Annotated in this window: 2 protein-coding genes; both read left to right on the top strand. The window is 55.6% G+C overall.

Annotated features, from left to right (window positions below; translation table 11 throughout):
- Positions 1–135, top strand: a 135-nt coding sequence (locus tag ACTHUR_RS13015; protein WP_440398922.1) for an ATP-binding protein, incomplete at its 5' end; no start/stop codon positions are given.
- The coding region (locus ACTHUR_RS13010) for a response regulator (RefSeq protein ID WP_440398920.1) at positions 128–833 on the top strand (706 nt) is incomplete at its 3' end. The genes ACTHUR_RS13015 and ACTHUR_RS13010, both read left to right, overlap by 8 nt.

Here is an 833-nt window from a genome sequence, read left to right as displayed (position 1 = left end):
GGTACGGGACTGGGATTGCCCGTTGTGAAGAAAATCATCGAAGAGCACGGCGGCCGCATCAGCCTGAGCAATCAGAACGAAGGCGGCGCGTGTGTGAAAATAGCCTTACCCCGATTGGTAGAAACTTATGCGTAGCAGTGATATTTTGATTGTAGATGACGAAGTAGGTATCCGCGACTTGCTCTCGGAAATCCTCCAAGACGAAGGTTATTCCGTGGCTTTGGCGGAGAACGCCGAAGAGGCGCGCCAACTGCGCCACCAAACCCGTCCCGCCATGGTGTTGTTGGACATATGGATGCCCGACTGCGACGGGATTACCCTGCTCAAAGAGTGGGCGAAAAACGGACAGCTCAACATGCCCGTGGTGATGATGAGCGGACACGCCAGCATCGACACCGCCGTCGAAGCCACCAAAATCGGCGCGCTCGATTTTCTGGAAAAACCGATTGCCCTGCAAAAGCTGCTCTCTACCGTCGACCGCGCCCTCAAACACGGCGAAATGCAGATGGCGGCGGGCTTGTCCTTCGATAAACTCGGCAACAGCCCCGCCATTCAAGAATTCAAGCAACAACTTGAGCCTGCCGTGAAAAAAAGCGGCCCCGTGCTGCTCAGCGGCGAAACCGGTTCGCCGTTTGAAATCGTTGCCCGTTATTTCCACAAAAGCGGCACGCCTTGGGTCGGACTTAGCCGCGTCGAACTCATTGCCGACGCGCCATTGGAGCTGCTGCAAAAAGCATCGGGCGGCACGCTTTATCTTGGTGATGCCGCGCAGTACAGCAAAAACATCCAAAACGGCATCAGTTTCATCCTCGGTAAGGCAGACCGTTACAACG

The sequence above is a fragment of the Neisseria sp. P0021.S007 genome (assembly GCF_051956855.1).
This window is presented reverse-complemented; position numbering and strand designations above follow the sequence as displayed.